The sequence below is a fragment of the Rhodococcus pseudokoreensis genome (assembly GCF_017068395.1).
GTDB lineage: Bacteria > Actinomycetota > Actinomycetes > Mycobacteriales > Mycobacteriaceae > Rhodococcus_F > Rhodococcus_F pseudokoreensis.
Map to the genome: position 1 here is coordinate 105,422 of NZ_CP070614.1, position 18,293 is coordinate 123,714.

Genomic DNA, 18,293 nt, shown 5'->3' on the forward strand with positions numbered 1-18,293 from the left:
TCAGTGGCGCAGGTAACCTCGATTGCCCTGCGCGGCGGCCTGGTTGTGGCCGGCACCGGTCAACGGTGTCAGCGCGTTTCCGGCGGCCCCGGGTTCGGGCCGACACCCCGGTCGCGCGAACACCGACCGTGACGCGCTCCACCGTTGCGCGGTCGTTGTCAGAAGCGGGGCTGCGCCCACCGGGATTCCCCGTTCTCGGAGGCGGCGGGGGCGCGCCGGGGATCGGTGGGGGCGGCGTAACCGGACGCGGCGAGGCGCTGCCGGAGGGCGGCGAGTTCCTCGCGTAGGACGTGGGGCAGTCTGTTGCCGCCGATGGTGGCGAACCACTCGTCGATCAGCCGAAGTTCGGTGACCCATTCGGTGGGGTCCACCCGCAGCGCGGCGGCGATCGTGGTGTGGTCGAACTTCAGGCCGGTCAGGTCGAGGTCGCCCGGGGTGGGCACGTGGCCGAGTGGGGTCGCCTCGGCTTCGGCGGTGCCCTCGATGCGCCGCAGCGCCCACTCGAGGATCCGGGAGTTCTCGCCGAAGCCGGGCCAGAGGAATTTGTCGTCATCGCCGCGGCGGAACCAGTTGACGTAGAAGATCTTCGGCAGCAGCTCCGGGCTGGTCTTCGCGCCGATGTCGAGCCAGTGCTGGAAGTAGTCGCCGACGTGGTAGCCGACGAACGGCAGCATCGCCATCGGGTCGCGGCGCACCACACCGACCTTTCCAGTGGCGGCGGCGGTGGTTTCCGAGGACAGGGTGGCGGCCAGGAACACCCCGTGCCGCCAACTCAATGATTCGGTGACCAGCGGGATGGTGGTGGCGCGGCGGCCGCCGAAGAAGATCGCCGAGATCGGCACCCCGGCCGGATCGTCCCATTCGGGGGCGACGGTCGGGCACTGGGCGATGGGGGTGCAGTACCGGGAGTTCGGGTGCGCGGCCGGCTCCCCGGAGGTCGGGGTCCAGTCCCGTCGTTTCCAGTCCGTCAGGTGGGCCGGCGGGGTGTCGGTCAGCCCTTCCCACCAGATGTCGCCGTCGTCGGTGAGGGCGACGTTGGTGAAGATTGAGTTACCCTGCTCGATGGTGGCCATGGCGTGCGGGTTGGTGTGGACGCCGGTGCCGGGGGCGACACCGAAGAACCCGGCCTCCGGGTTGACCGCATACAGTCGGCCGTCGTCACCGAACCGCAGCCAGGCGATGTCGTCGCCGATCGTTTCGGCGGTCCATCCGTCCAGGGTGGGGTCGAGCATCGCGAGGTTGGTCTTGCCGCAGGACGAGGGGAACGCCGCGGCGACGTAGTGCACCTTCTGCTGCGGGGAGGTGAGTTTGAGGATGAGCATGTGCTCGGCGAGCCAGCCCTCGTCCTTGCCCATCTTCGACGCGATCCGCAGCGCGTAGCACTTCTTGCCGAGCAGGGCGTTGCCGCCGTAGCCGGATCCGTAACTCCAGATGGTGCGCTCTTCCGGGAAGTGGGAGATGTATTTGGTGTGGTCGCACGGCCACGGTGTGTCGGTCTGCCCCTCGCGGAGCGGGGCGCCGACCGAGTGCAGGCATCGGACGAATTCGGTGCCCGGGGTGAGCGTGTCCCAGACCTGGGTGCCGGAGCGGGTCATGATCTGCATCGAGACCGCGACGTACTCGGAGTCGGTGATCTGGACCCCGAACTTCGGCTCGGCCGCATCGAGGGGGCCCATGCAGAACGCGATGACGTACATCGTGCGGCCGGCCATCGCGCCGCGGTAGTGCTCGGTCATCATCGTCTTCATGTCGACCGGGTCCATCCAGTTGTTCGTCGGACCGGCGTCGGCCTGGAACTGGGAGCAGATGAACGTGCGGTCCTCGACCCGGGCCACGTCCTCGGGGTCGGAGGCGCACCAGAAGGAGTTCGGTTTGCGCTCCAGTCGCACGAAGGTGCCCTTGTCCACCAATTGTGTGGTCAGCCGGTCCCATTCGTCGGCGCTGCCGTCGCACCACACCACACGGTCGGGGGCGGTGAGGTCGGCGACGTCTTCTACCCAGGACACGACGGCGGGATGTGTGGTGGGGGCGGTGGGGGTGCTCACGGGTGTTCTCCTTCAAAACTATTCGACACAATGTGGTGCCTGCGGCGGGTGGATCAACGATGTTGATCGCGATAGGGGACGGGATGGCCGAGGGCACGGCTCACGTGGCGGGCGATGGCGGAGACCAGCAGCCGGTCATCGATGGACGGCAGCAGCTGGTCGGCGGGGGTGATCAGCGCCAGCGCCCGCACACAGGCGGCAACGGCCTCGACCGTCAAGGTCCGCACCTCGTGTCCACACAGCGCGGCGAGCAGCCCGGGCAGCACCAGCGCGCCGTAGGGGAAGCCGTCGGCGGGGACCGCCACCGTGCGCCCGGGCGCCGCACCCTCGGGGGCGCAGCCGGTGAGATCGATCAGGACGTCGTTGTGGTCCATCAACCGGCGCAGCGGGAACGCCTCGGCGTCACGCTCGTGCCAGCTGCTCAGATCCCCGACCCCCGAGGCGATCAACACCGGTGCCAGCAGCGGCGCCCACGACGCGCCGGTGATGACGACCCGGCCCGCGCGTGGCGGGACGCCGCGGCGGCGCAGGGTGGTGATCGTCGCGGCCGCCACGGCCGCCGTCAGCACGTCCAGTTCGGTGAGGACCACGGGCCCGCCGCGTTCGGTCACCTCACGCGCCACCGCCGCGGACTCCCGGTGCCCCAACCCGACCACGAACACCGCGGACACCCCCGTCGGGAGTCCCAGGATGCGCGCGGTCAGCACGTGCGGGTCGCTCGTGGTCACCGGAAGGCTGAGCGCGCGCATCGGAGTCTGCTCCCGGATGAGGGCCGCGTAGTCCTCCATCGCGGCCCACGGGGTCCGCGTCCGCATCGTCCCCGTGCTGGGCGAGCGGGTGGCGGACATGGCGAGCACCGCGACCGCGATTCCCGTCAACGCGATCCCGGGTCCGTCGGACGGTCCGCTGGCGCGATCGTCGTGATTGTTCGTCACCGCCCACTTCTCTTTCCGGATCCGAGAGACGAATCTCCGCCGCTCATGCATCCAATATACGTACTTTAGAAAATTCGCAACTAATACTCAGTGGTGTGGGGTTCCGCCGTAGTGGGCCTCGTCAGCCCCTGGTCTCGGCCACCAAGGCAGGGGGTTCGGGAAGGTCCTCGAGCACCTCGGCCTGCCCGGCGACCACCCCCGTCAAGATCCCGCGCGCGACGCGAAGCAGCTCGGCGATGCGGGGTGAGGTCAGCGCGTAGGACACCGACAGGCCTTCCCGCCGGGCGGTGACCAGGCCTGCGCGTCGCAGGATCGACAGCTGCTGGGACAGGTTCGCCGGTTCGATGCCCACCTCGGGCAACATCTCGGAGACGGCGTGTTCGCGTTCGCTGAGCAGCTCGAGGACCCGGATGCGTGCCGGGTGCCCCAACGTTTTGAAGAAGTCCGCCTTCATTTGATACAGCGGTTGGCGCGAGTTCGCGGCCATGACGCCTCCTGTCGTCCGGGTCGATCCGGTGCCGGCGAGATGCGTTTGGCCTGTCGATGCGGCGCCGGGCATGCTGCCCCACCAGCAACCTACAGCTCCCGCAGGGTGTGCTACTTGCGAATCTTAGCAAGTCGCTTGGATCTGTGTTGCAGGGCCCGTTCCGGCCAGGCATCCCGAAGCTGGTTCGCGCGAACCGCGCGTCGCGGCAGGTCCCTCGCCACCGAGGGGGAACCGGGCCCGCGCTGGTCAACGATCCCCTACGCTGTCCGATGCCGGCAACCGGTCGGTGGTGACTACTGGTGCACGGGAAGGATTCCGTCACTCGTCGGGTTCGCACCACTGGTGACTGGGCAGGAACCGTGATCGCATGGTCAGGAGAAAACCTATCGTCAACACGAAGACGGAGGCGACGATCTTCCACCATAGCGGCTGATCGGACACGCCGGCCCCGACAGTCCAGCAGAGGACACCAGCCAGGGTCAGGACCATCGAGATCTTGTGTGTGCCAGGGTGAGCGGACGGTCGCAATCCCCGGACCAAGCCGTCGCCCAGTCCTCCGATGCCGATGAGGCTGAGTCCGGCGAAGTACAGCGCGGTGCTCATTGCGGATCCTCCGATCGGTGCGACGCTGCCCTCTTCTCGGGCATCGACTGGTCAGGCTGCGCCGCCCTGCCGCGCCGGTGCCCCGCCCGCGCCTGGATCCGCCGGTGGTAAGTGATGTGGTGTCGGATCCGACGGAAGTCGTGGTGTTCTGGGGAGTCGGTCGCCGGGCTCACCGATGTCTCCCACCGTCCCCTGATGGTGTATTCGGCCGTCGGACAGCGTGTAGGTGACGCCGGCGATGGCGCAGGTACCGGCCTCGATGCGTCCGGCGATGATGCGTGAGCGTTGCGCAAGAAGTGCGCCGGTCTCCACGACGTGATGGGCTTCGAGTTCGTCTGCGGTGCAGAGTCCTTCGCGACGTCCCGTCATGACCGACGGTGCCACGCGTTCGACGACGGTGCGAATGAATCCCTCCGGCACCGCGCCGTTGTCGAGCGCGTCGAGCGTCGCCTTCACGGCGCCACAGCCGTCGTGGCCGAGCACGACAATGAGCGGAACGTTCACGATGTCGACGGCGTACTCGATCGAGCCGAGAACGGCGTCGTCGAGGACATGGCCTGCGGTGCGCACGACGAACACGTCACCGAGACCCTGATCGAAGATGATCTCGGCGGCGACTCGCGAGTCTCCGCATCCGAACAACACGGCGGTGGGGTGCTGCCCGTCGGAGAGCGCCGCGCGGTCCGCGATCCCCTGGTTGGGATGCAGTGGGGTTCCGTTGACGAATCGCTCGTTTCCCTGCCGCAGGGCCTGCCATGCGGACGCGGGGTTCATAGTGTGCGAGGAATCTGTGTGCACTGAGGCCTCATTTCGTCTCAACCTGGCTGGGTACTCGTTTTCGCTGCGCCGGCATCGGTCCGACGCTCGAACATCACCGATGAGGTCACAGGCTCAGCGCGGCGCGATGGTCCAGTACCCACCAAGCTACCCAACTTCTTGCGTCATGCAAGGCTTAGCTTCTGCAATACTTGAGCTATGCACAAACGCGGCGGTGACGACGAGTCGGTGAGCACGAGTCCCGAGGATCTGCGAGCATTCGAAGTCGCCATCCGAGATCTCGTGGGTGTGGCGCTGCGCAGCATCGAGGGAGGCGACGTCGAGGTCACGTTGCCGCAGCTGAGGTTGTTGATGGTGCTCAGCGAGGAGGGCACAGTGAGTTCGAGTCAGGCGGCGCGAGCACTGGGTGTTGCCGCATCGACGGTCACCCGCCTCGCGGATCGTCTCCTCGCCTCCGGGCACCTCAGGCGAGGCGCGGATCGATCGAATCGCAGCGTCGTCACCCTGGAATCGACGGCGCGGGGGCGCGCCGTCGTCGAGCAGGTGAATGCCAGGCGGCAAGGGGAGCTACGTCGCATCCTCGACCAACTCGACCCCACCGAGCGGTCCGATTGTGCGGCCACCTTGCGTCGCATACACGCGTGCCTCGACGGTACGTCGACACCACCGGCGCTCAGTTCGCTTTTGCGGTGAACTGCCCGCTCCCGTGGTGGCCGGCTGGTGCGAAAAGGTCACACGTGCGATCCGATGGCGCATCGAGCGCGACTACCGGGAACTGGAAACCGGGCTCGGACTGGACCATTACGACGAGCCCTCCTGGCTCGACAGGCACCACCACGCCACCCTGGTCACCGCCGCCCATCTCTTACCGCCCTGCGATTGACCCGATTGACTCCAAAATAGGCTGGGCAGGACTGCCTCCGCGAACGTCAACGCGCACTTGCCCGTTGGATCGGTACCTGCCGACTGTGCCACCACACCCCTTGGCGCAGTCCTACTAGCTTGAGTTTCCCCGCTATCTGATTGGTCGGCGTGTCTTCGACTGTGGTGCTTGCCTTTCGGTGCCATCGGCTGTATTACCTAGATATGGCTTCGATCGTGGGGAAGCGGCAGGGTGGGAAGACGTACTACTACCTGGTCGAATCGGCCCGTGTGGACGGCAAGCCGCGGATCGTCTCGCAGCAGTATTTGGGCAGCGCGGACGAGGTGATGGCGAAGCTGACCGGCGCCGAGCAGGGGCAGCCGGTCCGCACCCAGCACAAGGGGTTCGGGGATGTGGCGGCGGCATGGTCGATCCTCGACCGGCTCGGAGTGGCCGAGGTGATCGACGCGGTCGCGCCGCGCCGCTCGGATGCGGCGGTGTCGGTGGGCACCTACCTGGCGTTGGCCACCGTCAACCGGGTGGTGGCACCGCGATCGAAGGCGGCATTCGCGCAGTGGTGGGCGGGCACCGCGGGCTCCCGGTGGGTCAAGGCGCCCGCCGCCGCGCTCGATCACCGCCGCTTCTGGAAGGCGATGGACCGCCTCGGCGAGGACGAACTCCGCCGGGTCGAGACCGAACTCGGCCGCCGCATGGTCACCGAGTTCGGGCTGGACCTGTCCGGGCTGGCCCTGGACATGACCAACTTCGCCACGTTCATCGACTCGGCCAACGAGGCGGCGCCGATCGCACAACGCGGCAGGGCCAAACAGAAACGCGTGGACCTGCGGCTGGTCGGGCTGGCGTTGGTGATCACCCGCGACGGCGGAGTCCCGATCGTCTCGCACCCGTACCCGGGCGATCGACCTGACGTCACCCAGTTCTCCGACCTCCTCGACGCACTGGTGACCCGCTACCGGGACCTGACCAACACGGTCGACTCGCTGACCGTGGTCTACGACGCCGGCCAGAACTCGACCGCCAACCACGCCCGCGTCGAGGACTCGGGCATCGGCTTCGTGGGCTCGCTGCCCCCGAGTGATCATCCCGAGCTGCTGGCCCTGGGCAAATCCCGCTACATCAGCGTCGACGAGGACCGCTATCCCGGCCTGACCTGTGTCGACACCGAAGTCCGCGCCCTCGGTGTCACCCGGCGGGCCGTGGTGACCCATTCGCCGAACCTGCACGCCAAACAATCCCGCGGATTCGACCAGACCCTGGCCAAGGTCCGCCGACAACTCGCCGAACTGCAGGCCACCCTCGCGCGCGGACGCACCCGCCGCGAGAAGGCCGCCGTGCAGGACGCGATCGACCGGATCTGCCGGCCCCGCTGGGTGCGCGAGGTACTCACCACCACCCTGACTGGGGACACTCCCGGCAGCCTGCGGCTGTCCTGGCGCACCGACACCAAGTCCCGGAAACGACTCGAACACCGGATCTTCGGCAAACGCATCCTGTTCACCAACCGTGAGCACTGGACCGCCGCCGAGGTCGTCGCCGCCTACCGGTCCCAATCCGAAGTCGAATCCGGCTTCCGGCAACTCAAAGATCCCGCCGTCGTCTCGTTCTCCCCGATGCACCACTGGACCGACTCCAAGATCCGCGTCCACGTCTTCTACTGCGTCCTCGCCCTCGCCGTGGCACACCTGATGCGCCGCCAGGCCGAACACGCCGGCCTGCACCTGTCCGTGCGCGCCCTGCTCACCGAACTCGCCGGCATCGAAGAAACCGTGCTGCTCTACCACGACGGCGGCAAGGGACGACCCCGCGCCAGCCGCATGCTCACCGACATGAACGACACCCAACACCGCCTCTACGAGGTGTTCGCACTCGACCGCTACGCCCCCACCCGATGATCCGAGGCGACAGTTAGGTAATACAGCCACACCACCCCAAAATCCCTACTGGCCAGCACAAACGTCACCCAGGCGCGAGACAGCGGGGAAACTCCGGCTAGGGGAGGGCGTGGGGTACGGGTCCGATCTCGATGGTCGACGACGTTGCCGCCAGGCCGATCCGGGCCCATTCCACGGTCACCGTGAGCGACACCGGCGCGGGGATTCCGTCTATCCAGTACCGCGGCGTGGTGCGGAAGTCGCTCAAGCGCGTCGTTCCGGTCGACAGGATCGGGGCCTGGTACGGGTCTGCTTCGCCCGTGAGATCCCCGGCACGCACGTGTGTCCGGAGGAACGACCACCGCGGCGACGGGTCCCCGGGGTCGGTCAGCGGTCGTGTTTCATAGCGGGCCTGCTGGGCCGCGTGGCCGTAGGCGGTGAGGGCAAGACGCAGTTCCACCCCGGCCGGGTAGCGAAGAAGGTCGATGAGTTCGACGGTGATCCCGAGGCCTGCAGCGAGAACGGAACGCCCGTGAACAATACCCACCCCGCGCCACGAGGGTGGGGGTGCGGCCGGCCAGCGTCTTCGCATACTCGTCATACTTCCACTGAGACAGAACCTCGACGTGAGAATCCCATCGGAGGAGGACTTTTCGCGTCCCACGGCACGCAAACGACGTTGGTATCCGTGCCGTGGTGTGCACGACAATTGTATCAAGCAACACCTGCTCCGGCGGTCTCCCTGTGTGTGCGCGGTAGTGTGAGTGGGCCGGAACGACAGTGCCCCTCTGCTGCGCCTGGTGGTGGCAGGGGGAGTGGCACACTGGAGGGGACAGCACCAGCACCAGACGGTGGGTCATCCTGTGGATGTCGAACTTTGGGTTCCACCCTCTTCGGTGAGGCGGTCGGTAATCCGCCGAACTACCCGCGGACAGGAAAAGGCACTTACCCCACCGTATTGCGATCCTGCGAGGGTGTCCCATTCGCTCAGCGGTACGGACGCTTCTGCGCCGTGGAGTCGTTTATCAACAGGTGAATGGTGGAACACGATGACCGCGCCGCGACGCGCACGACTTCTGAGCGCATGCGGGACTTCGCGTCCGTTGGACAACGTTTCGCGCGTGGCTCGACGGGCTGCTGTCGCACGCGTTGTCCAAGTGGGCACTGGGTGCTGTCACCCTGACCGCCGATTGTCGAGGATCACTGTGGCGGTGGCAGGGTAGACGGAAGAGATGTGTGTCCCCTCGAGTCTCACTCAGCCGCGTCGCACCCTGTCGCGGTCGCCGGTGCGGCGCGGCGGTCCGGACTTGTCTCCACGGTGGCGTAGTGCTCCGCCTTCGGACTCCCAGCGGTGTTGGGCGAGCAGTGCCAGCCGGCGGTCCTCGGCCTCGCGCGCACCGATCGCCAGCAGTTCGTCGGCGGTGGAGACGTCGCGCGGACTCGCCGCCGTCATTATGGTCGCGTAGGCGAAGACCGGGTCGGTATAGGGAGGGACCACCAGCAGGACCAGCCGCCCGAACTTCTCGCCGGTGATCGCCAGTGTGTTGCTCGACTTGTCGCTGGAGCGTCGCAGAGCAACCGTGGTGCCTGCGCGGTCGATACACGACGGTGCTGGCGCCCAGCCGTTCTCGTCGTAGAAGATTTCGTCGATGTGGCCCAGCCGCCGCGAGAGGGCCGTGAGCAGGGCCGGAAGTTCATCGGTGAGGTGAGTCGATCGTGGCCACCAGGCGCCCTGTACGAATCCGCGGGACTGGGCGGGCTTGAGCCGCAATCGCAGTCCTCGACCGGTTGAGGGTGTCGCCTTCGAGGAATCCACATGCAAGGTTGGTGTGGACATCAGTGGCCTCCCGCCTGTTGATGATTGGTGAAACTGGTGTCGTGGGATTTACGGATGGGGGTTTCGTCGGCATGCTGTGGGTGCAGTGCTGGGTCATTCTCGGGTGTTGCCCTGCAACGCTCCGTTAGGTGACGTGTGTGGTGGTTCGGCAGACATCCACGCCACCGGCCGGCGGGTATCGCACGAGCGGCCCGGCGGTCGCGTTGTGTGGTTTCCGGCAACGGTGCTGTGAGCGATCGCCGTGATCGTGGTCGATGGCCCCGAGGCTCAGTGGACCGTCCTCGAAGTCCAGCGCCGACTTCAGGCCGGCAACTTCGTTGTGCAGCCGCTCCATCTTCCTGTCGAGTCGGTGCGCGACGTCGGCGGCCTCGGTCAGCTCCTGCACCAATCGGCGGGGGACGGAGCGCTGGTACTTGTAGTAGATCTTGTGCTCGAGGCTGGCCCAGAAGTCCATGGCGATCGTCCGGATTTGCAGCTCGACGGGTACCTGGACGGCCCGGTCGCTCAAGAACACCGGGATCTCGACTGCCACATGCAAACTTTTGTAGCCGTTGGATTTCGGCTTTGCGATGTAGTCTTCGACCTCGAGCACGGTGACATCGGGCTGACCGCCGATCAGGTCCGCAACGCGGTAGGTGTCCGAGATGAGACCGCAGGTGATGCGGACTCCGGCGATATCGCGGATGTTCTGCCGAATGTCGGCGGCCGTGAGCGGGCAGCGCAGGCGCTGCGCTTTGGCCATGATGCTGTCGGGGGATTTCACCCGTGCCGAGACATGCTCGATCGGGCAGTGGCGATCCAGGTGCATGAAACCCTGTCGCAGGATGTGCATTTTGGTGGTCAACGTCGAGATTGGGCATTGGTAGGGCAACACGAACTGGGTGAATTCGGGACCGAAGAGCTCGAACTGCGTCGTCATCGGTAAGTCGGGATCGCAGATGGTGTCGACCGTCATCCCCTACCTCTGCTGTTGTGAAGCGGCTAGTATTTAACGGAAGTCTATCCGTTAAATTGGTAGAATGAAAGGTGACGAGGTGGACGAGGCAAGCGATACCCGGGGGCCGCGGCGAAATTTGCTGCCGCGCAACCGGCAACGGGAACGTGTTCTTCGGATGGTGCGTGAGCACGAGGGTGCGGTGGACGCCGCCGAGCTGGCATCACAGATCGGTGTGCACGTGACGACGGTGCGGTTCCATCTGGACGCACTGTGTGACGACGGCGCGATCACGCGCACCCGGATGAACCGGCCGGGCGCCGGCCGGCCCCGTACCGGCTATCTGGCGATCGAGGAACGCGTGGACTACCGGACCCTCGCCGACGTCCTCGCGATGGAGCTGGGCCAGACGGTGCAGACGCGGGCTCGCCGCGCGCAGCACGCCGGGCACGAATGGGCCGTGCGGATGGCGGCTTCCCGCAGGGCAGGCACCGGTGACGGCGGGCACACACCGGAGTCGGATGACGATGATGCGCTCGATCACGCGGCGGCACGCACCACGGATGCTTTCGCGCGGATGGGGTTCGGCCCCGAGCTGGTCTCGGCGGCGGGACCGCCGACACCGCCGTCGGCGGACAGCGGCGGCCCCGCGGGCGAACGTGAACGGATCATTCGCCTGCACGCCTGCCCGGTACGGGATCTGGCCCGGTCGCATCCCGAGGTGGTGTGCGGAGTGCACCGGGGGTTGCTGCAGGGTCTGCTGGACACGTCAGCGACCGAGGGAGACCGAAAGCCGCATCGACCGGACATCTCGGCTCACCTCGAGCCGTTCGTGGAACCCGAACTGTGTGTGGCCAGGCTGGTGGCGGGGTGAGTCAGGTTGCCCGAAACCCGGTGCTGCTGGTGCCGGGGTCTGGGCCGGGGTGATGGCGGCGATGTCGGGGTGATGGTGGCGATCGTTCTCCGGAACGCTCTGTGACACGCTGTCTCCGAGAGCGACTCGTAGATGATTTCGGCACATCGAAATCTGTGGGCCCCAGGTTTCTTTCGACGGGCCTCTGGTGATGTGAGGCACTCGTGCACGCCCGAGCCGCACTGTGCGCCACCGTTACCGGTGCGGCCGCGCGTGAATCTGCACAGTTGACCCAGCCTCCGGGCCGGCCGGCGTTGGACGACAGCGGTGGGCCGGGTTTACGGGCGGGGGATTGCTACGACGCCGCCTCGCCGACGCTGTACCCGGAAAGGTCGGGGACGGCCCAATTCTCACCGTGTTTCTCGAGCGGGATGGTCGCCACAACAATGTCCGGATCCAGCGGCACCGCTCCCATGATCCGCGGAACCCACCGACCGGGAGTACCCGACGGCCCCGCCGTCTCCTCCCATCGAATGTCGACACCGGCATCGCGGAGTGCGTCCTGGTCGATCACAATCACCGCCAGGGGAAGATTGACGTCACCGTATACGGTGGCGAGGACATGCTCGAGTTGCTCCGCGGTCGCGGCGTGGATGAATCCGATCTGATCGAGTGTGTGGGCGCGGGTGGACGCTTCGTATTCGCCGAACCGTGCGGCGCCTTCCCAGTCGTCGGCGAGGGCTATGTGAAAGATCTGTTCGCTCATCGTGATGTCCTTGTGGAGGATTGTCCGTGGGAATGCAGGTGTCGGGCGCGCCGCCGAGCGCCAACGGGTCGACGGGCAATTCGTGTGCGGCCGACTCAGGCCGAGGAACGTGGACGGCCGAAGTCGGCGGCGCGTGCGGAGGTGAGCGCGGTCCGCGTGACCGCTTCCCGCTGCGCGGCTGCTTCGTACAGTTGATGCGACAGGTCTGCCAGGGCGCGGGCAGCGGCCATGTCGTCGCTGACCTCCGGGACGTCGGTATGGTGCGGATTGCGCCGGGCGAGTCCCGTTCCCACGAATATGGCCCGGCCGCTGGTATGCAGACGGGCGCTCGCTCGTGTCTGGGCGCCGGTCTCCGCCGATTTGTGGTCGTCGATGACGATGTTCACCGACCATGTCTTCTGGTTCACGGTTGATGCACTCCCTTTCGTGTTCTGCGCCGCGGACGCATCCGAGTCGACGCTGGTGCCCCCGGGGGGTTGTCTGCGGCCACCGTCTGCTCTGCTCGGCGCGGATTGTGGTGGGTTTCCGGGAGATCCGTGGCCTCACGTGCCCGGCGATGAGACGCCGTTCCGTCATCGAGGTCACGGCTGGGGGAGCGATCAGAGGGGTGGTCATCGCGGACCCGATGGGGAAGTCGGGAGGTGAGGGCATCGAGTTCGGCGGAGTCGGTGCCGGTCAGGTTGCGGTGCATCGCCCGGGCGATCCTGGTGGCGTGGACGGTGGCGTGTGCGGCGATCGGATCATGAAACCTCTGCCCGACCGTGGTGGACCAGAGGGTGAGCCATCGTAGGAAGTGCCGTGCCTCGAGTCGCTGTCGGGTGTGGACGCTCCGGTGCACCCGCAGGGCGCTGCCCTGGTAGCGGCCGGCCCCGAACAGGACGGTCTCCCAGAAGTCGCACATGATCGGCAGGTGTGATTCGAGCCCCCTCTCGCGGATCTCGGCGAACGGGACGGCGAGGAGGTCGTCGACGAGCACGCGCCCGTAGAACCGGCGGAGCACGTCCTCGATGTCGGCGCGAGTGGCCAGATCCGTGCGTGGGTGTTCGCCCGGTGTCAGTGCAGGCATGAGGCCACCGCCCGAAACAGCTGGAAGATCAACGCGATCAGCAATGCGACCTTCGCCGCCTCCAGTCCGATGTACACCAGGTGCACCCTCGATCGTGGCAGGCTCTCGCCGGCGAGGATCCGGTCCGATCGTTTACTCAGGGGCGGGCGCACCACCGCGACCTGCACCACCAGCACCACCGTGACCAGCGCGAGCACCGTCAACGCGGTCGCGTCCGGTGGCGCGGCCACGCACGACGCCAACAACGCCAGTGCCAGAACCAATTCCACCGCATTGAGCGCGAAGAAGACCTTCCGGCCGATCCCGAGCCCGATGGCCAGGGTCACGCCCGGAGCCCGAAATTTGATCGGCGCCTCGAGAAACGAAATCGCCACCACCATCCCGAGCCAGAACACCGGCAGGATCAACTGCGTGTAGCGCGCCACCTCAGTCATGGGCCACCCACCTTGCGAGGCCGGTTCGGGCTCGGGTTCGACGGACGGTGCCCGGTAGTCGGGTGCAGCAGTAGTCGTCCCGCGGGGTCGGCCGGTCGCCGCCGCTCACGGACCACGACCGTGCATGCACCGCAGCCGCATCGGCTTCGGGACACCGGAGTGAACTGTGGGAACGATCGGCGGTGTCACTCATCGCCGGCCCGTTTCTCGCTCGGGTCCGGAGACTGTGCCCGCGGTGACCGTCACCGACTTGGGCCGTCGGCCGACGTACGTTTCGGCGCGCATCCGCTCGACCATGTGGGGGTAGTGCAGTTCGAACGCGGGGCGCTCGGAACGGATTCGGGGCAGCTCGGTGAAGTTGTGCCGCGGCGGGGGACAACTGGTGGCCCACTCGAGCGAGTTCCCGTAGCCCCAGGGGTCGTCGACCGTGACCACCTCGCCGTACCGGTAGGACTTGAAGACATTCCAGACGAACGGCAACACGGACCCGCCGAGGATGAACGAGCCGATCGTCGAGACGGTGTTGAGGGTGGTGAACCCGTCCGAGGGGAGGTAGTCGGCGTAGCGGCGGGGCATGCCTTCGGCGCCGAGCCAGTGTTGGACCAGGAAGGTGGTGTGGAAACCGATGAAGGTGGTCCAGAAGTGCCACCGGCCGAGGCGCTCGTCCATCAGCCTTCCGGTCATCTTCGGGAACCAGAAGTAGATGCCGGCGTAGGTGGCGAACACGATGGTCCCGAACAGCACGTAGTGGAAGTGCGCGACGAGGAAGTAGGAGTCGGTGACGTGGAAGTCCAGCGGCGGGCTCGCGAGTAACACGCCGGACAGGCCACCGAACAGAAAGGTCACCAGGAAACCGAGCGAGAACAGCATCGGTGTTTCGAAGGTGAGCTGCCCTTTCCACATGGTGCCGATCCAGTTGAAGAACTTCACCCCGGTGGGTATCGCGATGAAGAAGCTCATCAGTGAGAAGAACGGCAGCAGAACGGCGCCGGTGGCGAACATGTGGTGCGCCCACACCGCGGTCGACAGTGCGGCGATGGCGATGGTCGCGTAGACGAGGCCGGTGTAGCCGAAGAGCGGCTTGCGGCTGAAGACCGGGAAGATCTCCGAGACGATGCCGAAGAACGGGATCGCGACGATGTACACCTCGGGGTGCCCGAAGAACCAGAACAGGTGCTGCCAGAGCAGGGCGCCACCGGTGGCCGGATCGAACAGGTGCGCGCCCAGGTGCCGATCCACGAGCAGACCCAACAGCGCCGCGGTCAGAATCGGGAAGGCAATCAGTACCAGGATCATGGTGATGAAGATGTTCCAGGTGAAGATCGGCATCCGGAACATCGTCATCCCCGGGGCGCGCAGACAGATGACGGTGGTGATCATGTTGACGCCCCCGAGGATGGTGCCCACACCCGCCAACGCCAACCCCATGATCCACAGATCGCCGCCCACCCCCGGCGAATGCACCGCGCTGGTCAGGGGCGAATACCCGGTCCAGCCGAAGTCCGCCGCACCTCCCGGGGTGAGAAACCCGGACACGGTGATGATCGCCCCGAACAGATACAACCAGTAACTCAGCGCGTTCAACCGCGGGAACGCCACGTCGGGGGCGCCGATCTGCAGCGGCAGAATGTAGTTCGCGAACCCGAAGACGATCGGCGTCGCGTACAGCAACAACATGATGGTGCCGTGCATCGTGAACAGCTGGTTGTACTGCTCATTGGACAAGAACTGCAAACCCGGCACCGCCAGCTCGCCGCGGATCAGCAGGGCCATCAACCCGCCCACCATGAAGAACGCGAACGAGGTGACCAGGTACATCAGACCCAGCATCTTGGGGTCGGTGGTCGTGGCGGCCTTGTAGAGAAACGATCCCTTGATCCCGCGCCGTGTCGGGTACGGCCGGACAGGGACGAGTTCGGAGACGACGGGAGTCACAATGCACCGTCACTGCAGCGGGATGCCTCGCCGGTAGCCGTGGGGTCCGAATGCGGATACCCACCCACCAACTCGGTGTCGGCGGGGACAGGGCCGAGCTTGCCTGCCCCTCCCGGCATCCCGAGCGCTGCACTCGCACCGGGGAGCGGACTGTGGAAGAACCGGGCGTTGTCGTCGATGAACGCTTCCCACTGGGAGGGCACGTCGGCCTCGTAGAAGATGGCCTCGACCGGGCAGACCGGCTCGCACGCACCGCAGTCGATGCACTCGTCGGGGTGGATGTACAGCGAACGGCCGCCCTCGTAGATGCAGTCCACCGGGCATTCCTCGACGCAGGCCCGGTCCATCACATCGACACAGGGCTCTGCGATCACATAGGTCATGGTCCACCTCCGGGGAGCTACCCCTTTTTTTGAGGAATCCCTTCCTCTAAAGTCATACAGTATGGCGACACAAAAAGGAACCGGTGCGGAGCGCGCCGGGACGCACGCGGTGCTGGCGTCGCGCAGGCGGGTCCAGTTGCTGGACGCTTTGCGGGCGAGTCCGACACCGATGACCGTCGGTGAATTGGCGGCGCTGTGCGAGTTGCACGTGACCACCGTTCGCTTTCACCTCGACGGGTTGACCGGCGCCGGATTGGTCTCGGCCGAACCCGAGCGGCATCCGGCGCGCGGTCGTCCCCGTCAGCTCTACCGGGCGCTGGCCCCCCTCGGCCCGGGCCGCCGTGCCGATTCCGGGTACGAGCGGCTGGCCCGGGTGTTGGCGGCGCACTGGGCGGGTGCTGAGGACGACGACCCCGTGGGCCGGGCGGAGGCGGCCGGCCGGGCGTGGGCACTCGACGATCTCACCGACACCCCCGGAGCTCCCCGATCGGTCGAGGACGCCGCGAGCACCATCACGATCCTGTTCGCGGAGATGGGATTCGATCCCGAACTCGAGGCGTCAGAAGACGAGATGCGGATCCGCTTGCATGCCTGCCCGTTCGAGTCGGTCGCCCGGCAGAGTCCGAATGTCGTGTGCGCACTGCATCTCGGGCTGTTGCGCGGCGTCCTGACCCGGCTCGGCGCACCGGAAACCGAAAGCCAGCTCGTCCCGTGGGAAACTCCCCAGACCTGCGTCGCCCACCTGGCGCGACGCTAGCCCGCCCGGTATACCCGGCATCACCTCGATCGCGCACGGTGGGGTGCGGTGTGTCGGGAAAGGAGGAGGAGGAGGAGGAGGTGAGTCGTCGATGTTGCTGTCCGTGGGGCACGGCCGGCTCGGTCGGGAGGAATTGACGACGCTGCTGACCACGGCAGACGTCGACGCGGTGGTCGACATTCGCCGGTATCCCGGCAGTCGCCGCAATCCCGACGTCGGCAGCGAGAGGATGACGCACTGGTTACCGGACGCCGGTATCGGCTATCGCTTGGAGCCGCGACTCGGCGGTCGCCGCCGCCTGCCGCCCGGGCAGCCGCGAGAGGACCCCTGGTGGCAGGTCGATCAGTTCGCCGCCTATGCCGCACACACCCGCACCACCGAGTTCGCCGCGGCACTGACCGAGCTGTTGGATCAGGCGGCACGGCAGAGAACGGCGATGATGTGCAGCGAGAGCGTGTGGTGGCGGTGCCACCGCCGGCTCGTCGCCGACGTCGCAGTTCTGTGCCGCAGGGTGAGTGTCGAGCACCTCATGCACGACGGCCGGTGCACCCCGCACCTCCCGGCAGCTGGCGCCCGGGTGCGGCCCGACGGTCAGGTGGTGTGGGACCGCCCCCGGGCGCCGTCCTGACCGACGTGCATCAGGCGCGATGCCGCCAACGTCTCTGCTTCGTCCGCCGCGCAGTCCGCGAAGACTCGATGATGACGCCCGTCCGAGATGCACTCCGCGAGAATCTTGATGGCTGAACTGTCGAGCGCTCTACCGAACTTCCGTTTGAGCGCGGCTTCGACCGCGGTCACCGATTTGCCCTTCTGAGCGCGCTACACCGGTCACAGAGAGATTCCTGAGATCATAAGGCCATGCGGCTGTCGGGGGCGTGCTGATTTGTTGCGCAGCAAAGCGAGTCGCTGATCAACGTCGGTGCGTGATTGCTGTGTTTGATACACCGATATAGCGACCCCATTGCGCGGTGATCGCGGCGAGGCTTCCGCCCGGCTTGGGTGTCGACTCTGCAGTGCCCACCACGCGGGCCAATTCCCGTGCGAGCTGAAGTGGGCTCAGGTGGGTGCGCTGGGCGACGTCGATGATCTCATCGAAAGCCTGCCATCGTGAACATCCCTTCCAGTCCATGATGATTCGTTTGGCGAGGTCGAGGTCCCCGCGTGCGGTGGTGGGTACCGCGTTCGAGAAGAAGGGGTCTGGCATCGTCATGATTCCTCCATTCGAACGCCTTGCCGCTGTCGACGCCCATGACGAACGCCGAGGAACTTTCGATCCTGTTGCAGCGACATAAGAACACTCCCGCCTTGACCGCATGGCAGCCAATACCTCCACCGGCGGCGACGCGATCTTGGACATTCGCGTGCGACGTGCCTCCGATGCCCCCATCCTACGCTGCCGGGGTGGAGCGATCGGCTAAGCCGACTTCGTGATCAGCGGTGGACGAATCGCAACGAGCAGTGGACTCCTCAGTGCCCCCGTGCAATCGAGCGGCAATGGAGTGATTCGCCCGGCAGCCGACCGGGAATTCCGTGGCCGATCCTCCGAGGATCACATCAACTTCCATCCGATGGAACACGTCGAATCGGCTGTCGCAGTCGACCGTTCCCTACGCCGGGTGGTTTACCCCGCGCCGGAGCGGTCCCGCAGGTATGACCCAGGCAGCAACCGTGTGAACGCCGGGCAGCGTCCGGATATTGTGAGTTTGCTTGTCGGCCGGAAGGTTAGA

The 18,293-nt window shown here is 66.4% G+C and carries 20 protein-coding genes and 1 pseudogene; 6 read left to right on the forward strand and 15 right to left on the reverse strand.

The window, feature by feature from the left end; translation table 11 throughout:
- Window positions 1–158: 158 nt before the first annotated feature.
- The 5 genes from JWS13_RS00465 to JWS13_RS00485 form a co-directional block, all read right to left on the reverse strand.
- The gene (locus JWS13_RS00465; protein ID WP_005261784.1) at window positions 159–2,045 is read right to left on the reverse strand and encodes a phosphoenolpyruvate carboxykinase (GTP); all 1,887 of its coding nucleotides are present in this window, start codon (window positions 2,043–2,045) and stop codon (window positions 159–161) included.
- A gap of 53 nt (window positions 2,046–2,098) precedes the next feature.
- Window positions 2,099–2,980: a hypothetical protein gene (locus JWS13_RS00470; protein WP_005261786.1), complete on the reverse strand. Its 882-nt coding sequence runs from the start codon at window positions 2,978–2,980 to the stop codon at window positions 2,099–2,101.
- 121 nt (window positions 2,981–3,101) lie between these two features.
- Window positions 3,102–3,467, reverse strand: a complete 366-nt coding sequence (locus JWS13_RS00475) for an ArsR/SmtB family transcription factor (RefSeq protein ID WP_206003921.1) — start codon at window positions 3,465–3,467, stop codon at window positions 3,102–3,104.
- 318 nt (window positions 3,468–3,785) lie between these two features.
- The gene (locus JWS13_RS00480; protein WP_005261791.1) at window positions 3,786–4,070 is read right to left on the reverse strand and encodes a hypothetical protein; all 285 of its coding nucleotides are present in this window, start codon (window positions 4,068–4,070) and stop codon (window positions 3,786–3,788) included.
- Window positions 4,071–4,121: 51 nt separating this feature from the next.
- Window positions 4,122–4,844, reverse strand: a complete 723-nt coding sequence (locus JWS13_RS00485; RefSeq protein ID WP_005261796.1) for a carbonic anhydrase — start codon at window positions 4,842–4,844, stop codon at window positions 4,122–4,124.
- 201 nt (window positions 4,845–5,045) lie between these two features.
- On the opposite strand from JWS13_RS00485, the gene JWS13_RS00490 reads away from it, so the two are divergent.
- The 3 genes and pseudogenes from JWS13_RS00490 (at window position 5,046) to JWS13_RS00495 (ending at window position 7,622) form a co-directional block, all read left to right on the forward strand.
- Window positions 5,046–5,540 carry a MarR family winged helix-turn-helix transcriptional regulator gene (locus tag JWS13_RS00490; RefSeq protein WP_005261798.1) on the forward strand — a complete coding sequence of 165 codons (495 nt, stop codon included), beginning with the start codon at window positions 5,046–5,048 and terminating at the stop codon, window positions 5,538–5,540.
- 49 nt (window positions 5,541–5,589) lie between these two features.
- A pseudogene (locus tag JWS13_RS45160) lies at window positions 5,590–5,730 on the forward strand (IS701 family transposase); the annotation flags it as partial.
- A gap of 203 nt (window positions 5,731–5,933) precedes the next feature.
- Complete coding sequence (locus tag JWS13_RS00495; protein ID WP_005261801.1) at window positions 5,934–7,622, forward strand: IS1634 family transposase; 1,689 nt, start codon at window positions 5,934–5,936, stop codon at window positions 7,620–7,622.
- Between the two features lie 97 nt (window positions 7,623–7,719).
- Here the strand turns inward: JWS13_RS00495 and JWS13_RS00500 are convergent, their stop codons facing one another.
- The 3 genes from JWS13_RS00500 to JWS13_RS00510 all read right to left on the reverse strand — a co-directional run bounded on the left by JWS13_RS00500 (window position 7,720) and on the right by JWS13_RS00510 (window position 10,393).
- Entirely contained in the window at window positions 7,720–8,148 is a 429-nt protein-coding gene (locus JWS13_RS00500) for a hypothetical protein (RefSeq protein ID WP_005261802.1), read from the reverse strand.
- Between the two features lie 708 nt (window positions 8,149–8,856).
- On the reverse strand, window positions 8,857–9,372 hold the full coding sequence (locus JWS13_RS00505) for a DUF5994 family protein (protein ID WP_005261803.1): 516 nt from the start codon (window positions 9,370–9,372) through the stop codon (window positions 8,857–8,859).
- 190 nt (window positions 9,373–9,562) lie between these two features.
- Entirely contained in the window at window positions 9,563–10,393 is an 831-nt protein-coding gene (locus tag JWS13_RS00510) for a GTP pyrophosphokinase (protein ID WP_005261804.1), read from the reverse strand.
- A 157-nt stretch (window positions 10,394–10,550) separates the two neighbouring features.
- Between JWS13_RS00510 and JWS13_RS00515 the strand changes: the two genes are divergently transcribed.
- Window positions 10,551–11,246, forward strand: a complete 696-nt coding sequence (locus tag JWS13_RS00515) for a helix-turn-helix transcriptional regulator (RefSeq protein ID WP_005261805.1) — start codon at window positions 10,551–10,553, stop codon at window positions 11,244–11,246.
- Between the two features lie 334 nt (window positions 11,247–11,580).
- On the opposite strand, the gene JWS13_RS00520 is transcribed toward JWS13_RS00515, so the two are convergent.
- The 6 genes from JWS13_RS00520 to fdxA all read right to left on the reverse strand — a co-directional run bounded on the left by JWS13_RS00520 (window position 11,581) and on the right by fdxA (window position 15,809).
- On the reverse strand, window positions 11,581–11,991 hold the full coding sequence (locus JWS13_RS00520) for a DUF952 domain-containing protein (RefSeq protein WP_005261806.1): 411 nt from the start codon (window positions 11,989–11,991) through the stop codon (window positions 11,581–11,583).
- A 95-nt stretch (window positions 11,992–12,086) separates the two neighbouring features.
- Entirely contained in the window at window positions 12,087–12,398 is a 312-nt protein-coding gene (locus JWS13_RS00525) for a dsRBD fold-containing protein (RefSeq protein WP_005261808.1), read from the reverse strand.
- Window positions 12,395–13,057: a group III truncated hemoglobin gene (locus tag JWS13_RS00530; RefSeq protein ID WP_005261811.1), complete on the reverse strand. Its 663-nt coding sequence runs from the start codon at window positions 13,055–13,057 to the stop codon at window positions 12,395–12,397. Before JWS13_RS00530 ends, JWS13_RS00525 begins: the two co-directional genes overlap by 4 nt.
- On the reverse strand, window positions 13,045–13,491 hold the full coding sequence (locus JWS13_RS00535; RefSeq protein WP_005261813.1) for a hypothetical protein: 447 nt from the start codon (window positions 13,489–13,491) through the stop codon (window positions 13,045–13,047). The genes JWS13_RS00530 and JWS13_RS00535 overlap by 13 nt, the downstream gene beginning before the upstream one ends.
- A gap of 189 nt (window positions 13,492–13,680) precedes the next feature.
- Window positions 13,681–15,426 carry an aa3-type cytochrome oxidase subunit I gene (gene ctaD, locus JWS13_RS00540; RefSeq protein ID WP_005261815.1) on the reverse strand — a complete coding sequence of 582 codons (1,746 nt, stop codon included), beginning with the start codon at window positions 15,424–15,426 and terminating at the stop codon, window positions 13,681–13,683.
- Window positions 15,423–15,809, reverse strand: a complete 387-nt coding sequence (fdxA, locus tag JWS13_RS00545) for a ferredoxin (RefSeq protein WP_005261822.1) — start codon at window positions 15,807–15,809, stop codon at window positions 15,423–15,425. Before fdxA ends, ctaD begins: the two co-directional genes overlap by 4 nt.
- Window positions 15,810–15,870: 61 nt before the next feature.
- On the opposite strand from fdxA, the gene JWS13_RS00550 reads away from it, so the two are divergent.
- Together JWS13_RS00550 and JWS13_RS00555 are read left to right on the forward strand one after the other, a co-directional pair.
- On the forward strand, window positions 15,871–16,566 hold the full coding sequence (locus JWS13_RS00550) for a helix-turn-helix transcriptional regulator (protein WP_005261824.1): 696 nt from the start codon (window positions 15,871–15,873) through the stop codon (window positions 16,564–16,566).
- A gap of 91 nt (window positions 16,567–16,657) precedes the next feature.
- Window positions 16,658–17,194 carry a DUF488 domain-containing protein gene (locus JWS13_RS00555; protein ID WP_005261826.1) on the forward strand — a complete coding sequence of 179 codons (537 nt, stop codon included), beginning with the start codon at window positions 16,658–16,660 and terminating at the stop codon, window positions 17,192–17,194.
- 282 nt (window positions 17,195–17,476) lie between these two features.
- Here the strand turns inward: JWS13_RS00555 and JWS13_RS00560 are convergent, their stop codons facing one another.
- Complete coding sequence (locus JWS13_RS00560) at window positions 17,477–17,776, reverse strand: ANTAR domain-containing protein (protein ID WP_005261828.1); 300 nt, start codon at window positions 17,774–17,776, stop codon at window positions 17,477–17,479.
- Window positions 17,777–18,293 lie beyond the last annotated feature (517 nt).

Excerpts from the sequence above, each read along its gene's own strand:
- JWS13_RS00475 (WP_206003921.1), bottom strand. The coding sequence starts at position 3,467 with ATGGCCGCGAACTCGCGCCAACCGCTGTATCAAATGAAGGCGGACTTC.
- JWS13_RS00480 (WP_005261791.1), bottom strand. The coding sequence starts at position 4,070 with ATGAGCACCGCGCTGTACTTCGCCGGACTCAGCCTCATCGGCATCGGA.
- JWS13_RS00485 (WP_005261796.1), bottom strand. The coding sequence starts at position 4,844 with ATGAACCCCGCGTCCGCATGGCAGGCCCTGCGGCAGGGAAACGAGCGA.
- JWS13_RS00490 (WP_005261798.1), top strand. The coding sequence starts at position 5,046 with ATGCACAAACGCGGCGGTGACGACGAGTCGGTGAGCACGAGTCCCGAG.
- JWS13_RS00495 (WP_005261801.1), top strand. The coding sequence starts at position 5,934 with ATGGCTTCGATCGTGGGGAAGCGGCAGGGTGGGAAGACGTACTACTAC.
- JWS13_RS00510 (WP_005261804.1), bottom strand. The coding sequence starts at position 10,393 with ATGACGGTCGACACCATCTGCGATCCCGACTTACCGATGACGACGCAG.
- JWS13_RS00515 (WP_005261805.1), top strand. The coding sequence starts at position 10,551 with ATGGTGCGTGAGCACGAGGGTGCGGTGGACGCCGCCGAGCTGGCATCA.
- JWS13_RS00520 (WP_005261806.1), bottom strand. The coding sequence starts at position 11,991 with ATGAGCGAACAGATCTTTCACATAGCCCTCGCCGACGACTGGGAAGGC.
- JWS13_RS00530 (WP_005261811.1), bottom strand. The coding sequence starts at position 13,057 with ATGCCTGCACTGACACCGGGCGAACACCCACGCACGGATCTGGCCACT.
- JWS13_RS00535 (WP_005261813.1), bottom strand. The coding sequence starts at position 13,491 with ATGACTGAGGTGGCGCGCTACACGCAGTTGATCCTGCCGGTGTTCTGG.
- fdxA (WP_005261822.1), bottom strand. The coding sequence starts at position 15,809 with ATGACCTATGTGATCGCAGAGCCCTGTGTCGATGTGATGGACCGGGCC.
- JWS13_RS00550 (WP_005261824.1), top strand. The coding sequence starts at position 15,871 with ATGGCGACACAAAAAGGAACCGGTGCGGAGCGCGCCGGGACGCACGCG.
- JWS13_RS00555 (WP_005261826.1), top strand. The coding sequence starts at position 16,658 with ATGTTGCTGTCCGTGGGGCACGGCCGGCTCGGTCGGGAGGAATTGACG.
- JWS13_RS00560 (WP_005261828.1), bottom strand. The coding sequence starts at position 17,776 with ATGACGATGCCAGACCCCTTCTTCTCGAACGCGGTACCCACCACCGCA.